We start from the raw sequence: 8618 nt of genomic DNA on the forward strand, positions 1-8618 counted from the left end.
CTTCACCCTTCCCTCCTAGGAACTCTCCGGTGAGGTGACCCCCGTCCACTGGTCCAAGGCCGTTGGTCGGACTGGTCGACGATGCCGAGCGCGTTCTGCCGACCCGCCGAGCGGGCCCTGGGGTCGGGAACATGCGACGAGCCGCAAAGTGGCTGTCCGCGATGGCGACGAACCGGGTGAGGGCGCGCCAGTGGATCGCGGGTTATCGGCTCGGCGCGGGCGAGGCGGCCACGGCACGTTCGATCTCGATGGCCACCACGCGCAGATTGTCGTCCGTGCAGGGGCCGGGGCGTTCAGGCCGGCTTGGCAGTGCAGGACGATCTTTCCTCGGGTGTGGCCGGTTTCGCTGCGTCGCATGGCTTGGTCCGGGGTCGGCGATGTCACGTCGATGCCCTGAGGTGCGAGGTGGCGGAGGCGGTCGGCGAGCCCGTCGCCGTGGGAGACAGGGACGGCGCGAGCGAACGCCGGTAGTCGTGGTCGGCGGCGGAGGTCGTGCCGGTGACAGTGGCGCCGCGGGCGACGGCCGGCTGGACCGCGACGGTGCCGACCGCGCCCGCCGCGCCGGGGATGAGCTGGGTGTCGGCGTCGGTGACGTGCAGCAGGTCGAGGTCGCAGCGGGCAGCGCGGCGGCTGTGGCCCAGTCCATCGCGGCGGGTTCGACGGCGAAGACGATGCTGGTGGCGCTTGGTGGCGGAGGCCAGGAGCACACGGGTGTGCACGCTCGCACCAGTCGATGATCACCCCGTCCGGGCGGTCGACCAGTTCCTCGACGTGCTTGTCACCCGGGCGACCCGCGAGTACGTCCAGGGGCTGCCGTCGGTGCGGCGGGCGCTCGCGACCTTCCGCCGCGAGGGCTTCCGGCGCGAGAACATCGCCTGGTGCCGGCCGGCCTGCCAACTGGCCATGGACGTGTGGGACGACGAGGCGTGCGCGGCGATGGCGGGCGGTCTGGCCGAGGCGGCCCGTGAGGGCGGCCTGCTCACGGTCTTGCCGTTCGCGCTGAACTACTCCGCCGCTCACCAATTGTTCGCGGGCCGCTTCGATCTGGCCCAGCAGCTCATCCGGGAAGCCGACTCGATCACCCAGGCGACGAGCAACGTCGCCATCGCCGACTTCTCCATCCTGCTCGCCGCCTGGCGAGGAGACCGGGAACGAACCCTCGACATGCGCGATCAGATCATCGCCGAGGCGACCGACCGCGGCGAGGGTTTCGTCGTGGAGGCGGCGGGGTGGGCCGCCGCGACCCTGCATCTGGGCCATGGCGAGTACGGTGCGGCCGCCGAAGCCGCGCACCGAGCCGCCGAACCGGACGGGATCGGCTTCACCGTGTGGGTGCTCCCCGAACTGATCGAGGCCGCCATACGCGCCCTGGATGCGATGGGAGCGGCAGCGTTCGCCCAACGCGCGGAACAGGAGCTACTGGCGACCGGGGAAACCGTCCACAAGCGCAGCCAGGGCCCGAGCGTAGGGCTGACCTCGCAGGAGGCACAGATCGCGCGACTGGCCGGCGGCGGGCACACCGATCCGGAGATCGCCGCCCGCCTGTTCGTCAGTCACCGCACTGTCGAGTGGCACCTGAGCAAGGCGTTCACCAAACTCGACGTCACCTCACGCAAGGACCTGGCGCAAGCACTTCGAGCTGCCGAACCGGCGACGGTCTGACCGCGCTCGGCGACCCGGCCCCAGTAAGGGGCCCGGGCGAGGGCCAGGGAGTGTCACGGGCGCGAATACCGGCGGCCGCGCGCGATCGTGAAGACATCACCGCCCAGGCGCCCGGACCGTGAGCCCGGGACCACGGCAAGGAGCAGAGATGTCCGCCAAGGCCACCCCCACCGCCTCCCGTCCCCTTCGCAGGAGCATCACCGTCGCGCTGTCCGTCGCGACCACCGCGGCCGCCCTGCTGGTCGCCGCCCCCAGCGCCAGCGCGCAGGGCAACTGCCCCCATTACGGGCAGGAGGGCTGGGGACAGATGTTCACCGACGACAACTACCAGGGCGACTGTTTCGAGTGGACGCTGGGACAGACTGTGATCCTGCCCGCCTATGTGAAGAACAAGGTCTCTTAAGTGCGGATCTGGACTGGCTGGCCGCAATACGGCGCGACCCTGTACGACTTCGACGCGGACCCCAGGGAGTTGTTCTCTGTCGGGCCGAACGAGTGGTGGCCGAGCCTGCCCGGCTGGATCAACGACAAGGCTGACCGCGTAACCGGTTGAGCCCTGATGAGTTTCGCCGCCTGATGCGTGGGACGGTGCGATGGGGAGGAAGCCAGGGCAGGTCACCGGCGACTGCCTGAACGAGCCAGGTCGGGCACCCGCCCGCCCCCTGCCATGCCGTACGGCTCAGAGGGGCAGGCCTTGTCCCGGAGAGGATGAGTAGTCATGACGTATGAGACTCTGCGCCTTACGCACACCGATCAGGGTGTGCTGAGCGTGGTGATGGACGCGCCGCCGATGAACCTGATCGGCCCCGAGCTCGTCCGCGACCTGGTGGACCTGGTCGGCGAGTTGGAAACAGGCCAGGACGTCCGGGTCGTGGTCCTGGAGAGCGCCGACCCTGACTACTTCGTCCCGCACGTCGACCTGACCAAGGTCGCCGCCTACACCGCTGAAGCGGCCAGGGCGGGCGGCCCTGGCGACTCCTCTCTGGGGATGCTGTGGCATCGGCTCAGCGAGCTGCCGGTCGTGACCATCGCGAAGATCCGCGGCCGGGCGCGCGGGGCGGGCAGCGAACTGGCACTGGCCTGCGACATGCGCTTCGCCGCCCTGGAGAGCGCCGTCCTCGGGCAGATCGAGGTCGGCACCGGCGCCCCTCCCGGTGCCGGCGGCATCCAGCACCTGGCCCGGCTGCTGGGAAGAGGGCGGGCCATGGAGGTGATCCTCGGATCCGAGGACTTCGACGCCCGCACCGCGGAGCGGTACGGCTGGATCAACCGGGCGGTCCCTGACGCGGACCTGGACGCCTTCGTGGCCCGCCTCGCCCGGCGGATCGCCTCGTTCCCCGCCGAGGGGGTCCGTACGGCCAAGCGGGTCCTCAACGAGCTGACCCTGCCCGCGGCCGACGCCTTCCGCGCGGACGCGATCCGCTTCCGAGACCTGGTCACGGCAGAAGCCGCCCAAACCAGGGTGAAGAGCCTCTTCGCCCAGGGGCTGCAGACACGAGGGCCGCTCGAACTCAACCTGGGCGACCGCCTCGGCGACCTGTGAAGATCAACGCAAGATGAGAGCGCTCCCTCGGTGGACGACCCCGAGAGCACGCTCGACCGTCTCGTCGTTCTCTCCAACTGGCGCGACATAGTCGAGTACGGCTTGGGCCGCCGCCTCGCCGAGTGTGCGGGTGATCACCCACGTGGCAAGGTACTGCGAGGCCAGGCACCCACCCGCCGTCGCTATGTTTCCCCGGGCGTGGAAGGGCGCATCCAGGACCCTGACATTCTCCGCCTCGACGAACGGCCGGCTCGTCCGGTCGGTGCAGACCGGCATGTCGCCCAGCAACCCCAGGCGGGCCAGCACCAGCGCTCCGGAACACTGCGATCCGATGAGCTGTCGGCCTGGGTCGAGAGGCAGCATGGACAGCAGCCGATCATCGGCCACCACGTCGCGGGTCTTCACCCCGCTCCCGATGAGCACCGCCTCGGCCTCGGCCACGAACTCGATCGGCCGCTGCCCGGTCACCGGAACACCGTTCATCGAGGTGACGACGGGCGTCGGCGTGGTGATGAAGGCTTCCAGCCCGTCGGCCCGGCACCGGTTGATCAGTGCCGAGGCGATGAAGCTGTCCAGTTCGTTGAACCCGTCGAAGGTGACCACCGCGACCTGCATGACGACTCCTCGGAATCAGATCAGACAGCAGCGGCCCGTTCGGCGCGCGCCTCCTGACATCATCCCCCATTCATGGCCTTTCGCTCTATCGAGCCAGACGCTGGATGGGGCAGTAGTCCTTGAGGCTTGCAGATGGGCAGATCGCCTCGCCGACGAGTCGGCCACGGCGCGCGCAGGCTCCGTCGGCGTTCGTCAACATGCTCATGCTGCAGGACGTGCCGGCCGACGCCCATGGCGAGGCCGGGCTGAACGTGTAAGCCCGGCGGCCAGCCGTCCCCCCCCATGGTGCCGCACAGAAGCGTGTGGCGGCGGCCGACAGGCGCGATCGAGAACCGAAGGAAGCAGCCACCTGGAGTAGCGTCGCGGCTAGAAGCATCGAGATAGGCGGCGTCGAAACCGTACGCCCTGACCCCTGCCGCGTTCACCCAGATCCACCGCGGAGCTCCGTTGCCCGGGTTGTCGTCCACCTGGGCCTGGGCTCCGAAGCTGTGGGGGAAGTTGCATGCCGTGCTCGCGGCCGCGGAGGCGGGCACCCCGGAGATCCCGCGACGTCCGGATGCCCTCGATGACGTATTCACGTTCGCACCCGGACGTCGCCTCTCGCCCCCCGTGACAGTCCCTGGACCATGCCCTGGCCGTCTACGACCGCTCCGTGGACAGGCACGCCAACTCCACGGTGTTCCAGACTGCCGCCTTCACCTCCCGATGATCAGCCAGCTCTCACCGCAGGGCGCGCAGCACCGGCTGGAGGGCGCGGTGGAAGGTCGGATAGGCGAAGTGCATCTCCGCCAGCGTCGCGATCGGGATCCGCGCGTGGATCGCGGTGACGAGGGCGGACAGCACTTCGCCGCCCATGCTGCCGACGACGGTCCCACCGATCAGCACACCCCGCTCCGCGTCGGCCACGAGCTTGATCGGGCCAGCCTCCCCGGCGATCCAGCCGCGCGTCCCCAGGTCGCTGGTGGCCGTCCTGACGTTGACGCCGTGTTCGCGGGCCGCCGCTTCGGTGAGGCCGACGGAGCCGACCTCGGGCGCGGTGAAGGTGACCCGGCCGACGGCCCGGTAGTCGGCCCACGGGCCGTCGGCGCCGGTCAGGTCGCGGATGACGAGGTCGGCCTGGTACATGGACATGTGCGTGAAGGCGCCCTTGCCGGTGATGTCGCCGATGGCCCAGACGCCGTCGGCGACCCGCATCCGCTCGTCGGGGTCCAGGACGCGGGCCTGCGGGTCCAGCCCGACGTGCTCCAGGCCGAGATCGCTCAGGTTGTTGCGCCGGCCTGCGGCGACCAGCAGGCGTTCCGCGGTGACCACGTCGTCGCCGAGGTGGATGCTGAAGCGGTCGCTGTCGTGCTCGACTCGTTCGGCGCGCGCCGCCGTACGCACGATGATGCCGTCGGCGGCGAACGCCTTCTCCACCGCCGCTGAGGCCTCCGGTTCCTCTATGGCGAGCAGCCGGTCGGCGACCTCGATCACCGTCACCTCGACGCCGAAGGCGGCGAGCGCCTGTGCGAGCTCACTCCCGATCGCGCCGCCGCCGAGCACAGCCAGGGAGGCGGGCAGTTCGGTGAGCCGGACGACATCCCGATTGGTCCAGTACGGCGTGGCGGCCAGGCCGGGGATCGGCGGCGCGGCGGGTGACGTCCCGGTGTTGAGCACGATGCCGCGCCGGGCCGTGTAGGTCGTCGTCGACCCGTCAGCAGCAGTGACGGTGACCGTACGGGGCCCGGTGATGCGGCCTCGGCCACGGGCGAAGACGGCCCCTGCGGCGACCAGCCGGTCGACGGCGACCTGGTCGTTCCAGTCGTCGGTGGCCTCCTCGCGAATGCGGTCGGCGACCGGTTTCCAGTCGGGGTGGACGCTCGCCGTCTTGGCGTGCTGGGCCGTGCGGAGCCTGTCGGCCGCGGCGATCATCATCTTGCTCGGAATGCACCCGAAGTACGGGCATTCGCCACCCACTAGGCGCTCGTCCACGCCGGCGACCGACAACCCGGCCTTGGCCAGGCTCCCGGCCACGTGCTCGCCGCCGGGGCCCAAGCCGATCACTACGACATCGCATTCCATGGTCTCGTCCCTTTCCGGTGGGTCCGTCTTGTCCTATGACCATGCAGCACCTCTCGTCGTGTCGCACCCGTGTTGACCCCTGGGCGCAGGCCAGGGGTCAACCCTGGTGCGACGGAGCGCCGCCCGCACGAAGCTGGGGGCGTTCCCGAAGGAGGGCGACATGACCACCTCCCCGATCACCACCAAGACCATCACCGTGGACGGCCTCACCGTCCGCTACGCCGAGACCGAACCGCGCGCACAGCACGCGCTGCTCCTCAGCCCGTGGCCCGAGAGCCTGTACGCGTTCGAGCCGATGTGGACCGAACTGGCCGCCGCCGCGCACGTCGTCGCCGTCGACCTGCCCGGGTTCGGCAGATCGCAAGGACGCCCGGACGTGCTCACCCCGCGCGCCGCCGGCGCGTTCGTGCTTCGGCTCATGGACGCGCTCGGGCTCGACCGGACGCACGTCGTCGGGCCGGACGTGGGCACCAGCGCCTCGCTGTTCGCGGCGGCCGGCCGGCCCGAGCGCTTCCACAGCCTCGTCATCGGCGGCGGCGCGGCCTCGGCCCGTCTGGACCTCGGTGAGCCGCTCGCGACCTGGGTCCGTGACCCCGACCTGGCCTGGTACGAGCTGAACGCGGACCAGATCACCCGGATGACCTTGGACAACATCCACCCGGCCACGCCGCTCGCCGACCACGTTCGCGAGGACTACGCCGCCTCCTACGCAGGGCGCCGTTTCGCCGAATCGATGCGCTACGTCCGCACCTACCCGGCCGAGCTCGACGCCCTGGAACCGCTGCTCCCGGCGATTCGGACACCGGTCCGGATCATCGCCCCGGAGCGCGATCTGGTCGTCCCCCGCGCCCACGGCGAGTTCCTCGCCGCCCGGCTGCCCGACAGCTCGCTCGACGTCGTCGACGCCGGGCACTTCGCCTGGGAGGAAGCCCCGAGGGCCTACGCCTCCCTCGTCCTGGACTGGTGGGAGCGCCACCAGCCCGTCCGAACCGGAAGGTGAGCACCATGAAGCAGACGGACCTCAAGGTCGAAGCCGTCGTGATCCCCGTGTCCGACGTCGACCGCTCCAAGCAGTTCTACCAGGACCTGGGCTGGCGCCTGGACGCCGACTTCGCCTTCGCCAACGGCTTCCGCGTCGTCCAGGTCACCCCGCCGGGGTCACCGGCCTCCGTCCAGTTCGGCACCCGGATCACCGGCCAGAAGCCCGGCACCGCCGAAGGCGTCTACCTGGTCGTCTCCGACATCGCCGCTGCCCGCGAGCGGCTCGTGTCCCTCGGCGCCGACGTCAGCGAGATCTTCCACCCGGACGCCCCCGGCGCGCAGTTCGGCCAGATCCCCGGCGGCCGGGCCGACGGGCCGGCGCCCGAGCACGCCAGCTATGGCTCCTTCGCGACCTTCCGCGATCTGGACGGCAACGCCTACCTGATCCAGGAGGTCACCACCCGCCTCCCCGGACGGGTCGAGCACCACGGTGACCCGCTGCCCGAATGAGGACAGGATCGTGCCGGCCGGGCGGTTGATCCCTAGACTCGGGGCGTGGCAGCAGCGCTGGTCCTCCGCGGACGCCGAACCGAACGCGAACGGCTGGACCAGGCGCTGCGCCGGGTCAGAGAGGGGCAGAGCGCCGCGCTGGTCCTGCGCGGCGAGGCAGGCACGGGCAAGACCACGCTGCTGCACTACCTTGAGAACCAGGCCGCTCACTGCAGGATCATCCGGCTCACCGGCGTGGAGTCCGAGCTTGAGCTGCCGTTCGCCGCACTCCACCAGCTCTGCGCACCCATGCTCGCCGCATCCTCCACCCTGCCGGCACCGCAGCGGCAGGCGCTCGAAGTGACCTTCGGACACGCGGCGGGTGCGACGCCCGACCGGCTCGTCCTCGGGCTGGCGGTATTGGGCCTGCTCGCCGAGTCGGCTGCCGAGCAGCCGCTCGTATGCCTCGTCGACGACGCCCAGTGGCTCGACGCCGCATCCAGGCAGGTGCTCGGATTCGTCGCCCGACGGCTGCTCGGCGAAGGGGTGCTGCTGGTCTTCGCCGTCAGAGAGCAGAACCCAGACACGCTGCTGGCCGGGCTTCCGTCCCTGGCCGTGGCCGGCCTCGCCGACGCCGACGCCCGTGAGCTGCTGACCGCGGCGACCCCGGGGCGGCTCGACAGCCGCGTGCTCGACCGCATCGTGGCCGAAACCCGCGGCAACCCGCTGGCCCTGCTGGAGCTGTCACGCAGCGGCCGGGCGGAACTCCTCGGCGGCTTCGCCCTCCCGGCGACCGGCGCCGACGCACTGCAGGACCGCTACAAGCGACGCATCCGTACCCTGCCGGAACCGGCCCGCCTCTTGCTGCTCCTCGCAGCCGCCGACCCCACCGGCGATGCCGCCCTGCTCTGGCGCGCCGCCCACGAGCTCGGCCTCGGTCCACACGCGGCGGCCGCGGCGGAGGAGGCTCAGCTCGTCGAGATCGGAAGCGGCGTCCTGTTCCGGCACCCGCTGATCCGCGCGGCCGCCTACGCCGCGGGCGGCGCTGAGGAACGGCGGGCCGCCCACCACGCGCTCGCCGGCGCCTTGGACGGCGAGAGCGACCGGCAGCGGCGCTTATGGCACCTGGCAGCGGCGGCCGAAGCTCCCGACGACGTGCTCGCCGCCGACCTCGCCGAGGCCGCGCAGGGCGCTCGCACCCGCGGCGGGATGGCCGCCGCCGCGACCCTGCTGCGCAGCGCGGCAGAGCTCACCACCGACCCCTGGC

At 71.1% G+C, this 8618-nt stretch carries 11 protein-coding genes; 8 read left to right on the plus strand and 3 right to left on the minus strand.

What is annotated here, in order from left to right; translation table 11 throughout:
* Positions 1-380: 380 nt before the first annotated feature.
* Positions 381-719, minus strand: a complete 339-nt coding sequence (locus ACWCSD_RS41180) for a hypothetical protein (RefSeq protein WP_397157355.1) — start codon at positions 717-719, stop codon at positions 381-383.
* On the opposite strand from ACWCSD_RS41180, the gene ACWCSD_RS41185 reads away from it, so the two are divergent.
* From ACWCSD_RS41185 to ACWCSD_RS41200, 4 genes are all read left to right on the plus strand, one after another.
* Positions 712-1662, plus strand: a complete 951-nt coding sequence (locus ACWCSD_RS41185) for a helix-turn-helix transcriptional regulator (protein ID WP_449923045.1) — start codon at positions 712-714, stop codon at positions 1660-1662. The two genes, ACWCSD_RS41180 and ACWCSD_RS41185, sit on opposite strands and share 8 nt — an antisense overlap.
* Positions 1663-1810: 148 nt before the next feature.
* On the plus strand, positions 1811-2065 hold the full coding sequence (locus tag ACWCSD_RS41190; protein WP_397157359.1) for a hypothetical protein: 255 nt from the start codon (positions 1811-1813) through the stop codon (positions 2063-2065).
* Positions 2066-2215: a hypothetical protein gene (locus ACWCSD_RS41195; protein ID WP_449923048.1), complete on the plus strand. Its 150-nt coding sequence runs from the start codon at positions 2066-2068 to the stop codon at positions 2213-2215.
* A gap of 165 nt (positions 2216-2380) precedes the next feature.
* Positions 2381-3205 (plus strand): enoyl-CoA hydratase/isomerase family protein, encoded by an 825-nt coding sequence (locus tag ACWCSD_RS41200; protein ID WP_449923051.1) that lies wholly within the window; start codon positions 2381-2383, stop codon positions 3203-3205.
* A gap of 3 nt (positions 3206-3208) precedes the next feature.
* Here ACWCSD_RS41200 and ACWCSD_RS41205 read toward each other — a convergent pair whose 3' ends face one another.
* Positions 3209-3820 (minus strand): hypothetical protein, encoded by a 612-nt coding sequence (locus ACWCSD_RS41205; RefSeq protein WP_397157364.1) that lies wholly within the window; start codon positions 3818-3820, stop codon positions 3209-3211.
* A gap of 119 nt (positions 3821-3939) precedes the next feature.
* On the opposite strand from ACWCSD_RS41205, the gene ACWCSD_RS41210 reads away from it, so the two are divergent.
* Entirely contained in the window at positions 3940-4077 is a 138-nt protein-coding gene (locus ACWCSD_RS41210; protein WP_397157366.1) for a hypothetical protein, read from the plus strand.
* 463 nt (positions 4078-4540) lie between these two features.
* Here the strand turns inward: ACWCSD_RS41210 and ACWCSD_RS41215 are convergent, their stop codons facing one another.
* Positions 4541-5881 (minus strand): dihydrolipoyl dehydrogenase family protein, encoded by a 1341-nt coding sequence (locus ACWCSD_RS41215; protein ID WP_397157368.1) that lies wholly within the window; start codon positions 5879-5881, stop codon positions 4541-4543.
* Positions 5882-6041: 160 nt separating this feature from the next.
* Between ACWCSD_RS41215 and ACWCSD_RS41220 the strand changes: the two genes are divergently transcribed.
* The 3 genes from ACWCSD_RS41220 to ACWCSD_RS41230 form a co-directional block, all read left to right on the plus strand.
* Complete coding sequence (locus ACWCSD_RS41220; protein WP_449923055.1) at positions 6042-6881, plus strand: alpha/beta fold hydrolase; 840 nt, start codon at positions 6042-6044, stop codon at positions 6879-6881.
* 5 nt (positions 6882-6886) lie between these two features.
* On the plus strand, positions 6887-7372 hold the full coding sequence (locus ACWCSD_RS41225; RefSeq protein ID WP_449923058.1) for a VOC family protein: 486 nt from the start codon (positions 6887-6889) through the stop codon (positions 7370-7372).
* A gap of 45 nt (positions 7373-7417) precedes the next feature.
* Positions 7418-8618: BREX system ATP-binding domain-containing protein (locus ACWCSD_RS41230; protein ID WP_449923061.1), on the plus strand; the 1201-nt coding region annotated here is incomplete at its 3' end.

Source organism: Nonomuraea sp. NPDC001684 (assembly GCF_053596515.1).

Excerpts from the sequence above, each read along its gene's own strand:
- ACWCSD_RS41190 (WP_397157359.1), top strand. The coding sequence starts at position 1,811 with ATGTCCGCCAAGGCCACCCCCACCGCCTCCCGTCCCCTTCGCAGGAGC.
- ACWCSD_RS41200 (WP_449923051.1), top strand. The coding sequence starts at position 2,381 with ATGACGTATGAGACTCTGCGCCTTACGCACACCGATCAGGGTGTGCTG.
- ACWCSD_RS41205 (WP_397157364.1), bottom strand. The coding sequence starts at position 3,820 with ATGCAGGTCGCGGTGGTCACCTTCGACGGGTTCAACGAACTGGACAGC.
- ACWCSD_RS41215 (WP_397157368.1), bottom strand. The coding sequence starts at position 5,881 with ATGGAATGCGATGTCGTAGTGATCGGCTTGGGCCCCGGCGGCGAGCAC.
- ACWCSD_RS41220 (WP_449923055.1), top strand. The coding sequence starts at position 6,042 with ATGACCACCTCCCCGATCACCACCAAGACCATCACCGTGGACGGCCTC.
- ACWCSD_RS41225 (WP_449923058.1), top strand. The coding sequence starts at position 6,887 with ATGAAGCAGACGGACCTCAAGGTCGAAGCCGTCGTGATCCCCGTGTCC.